The organism is Bradyrhizobium sp. Kon37, assembly GCF_055807535.1.
The window spans coordinates 1-411 of sequence record NZ_JBVVOY010000151.1; the positions used below are offsets into that span (position 1 = coordinate 1).

The 411-nt window shown below is 42.1% G+C and carries 1 protein-coding gene; it reads right to left on the reverse strand.

Features of this window, described 5'->3' with window-relative positions:
* Positions 1-214, reverse strand: a 214-nt coding sequence (locus tag AC0L3J_RS37550; RefSeq protein WP_473350451.1) for a death domain-containing protein, incomplete at its 3' end; no start/stop codon positions are given.
* Positions 215-411 lie beyond the last annotated feature (197 nt).

The window sequence follows — 411 nt, forward strand, 5'->3', positions numbered from 1 at the left end:
GGGGCGGTTCAGGTAGTTCTGCCACTGCATGATATTTTTCCAGCCAGCGTTGCAGCATTTGTGAAACACGCTCGTTATCCCCGTTGTACTTATCATTGATAAAACTACTGATAGTTCCGGTAGAAAGCCCGCTCTCAAGAGCAATTTGTTTAAAGGTGGTTTCTTCATTTTCTACAAGCGTGCGCAGTCCTGCGCGAATATCGGAAATATTCATCTGAATAACCTCGTAATTAAATTTTGTTTAAACGTTAATTAAATGGCTTTTTTACGTCTGTTCTGTTCCAGAATATCCAGCGAATGATTCAGATATTCATCACGCTCAGTTTCGTATTCATCATCACGCTCCTGATTCTTCACCCGTTCCGTATTACCGGAAGGCCGGAAAATACCAACAATTCGTGATTCTGGTGC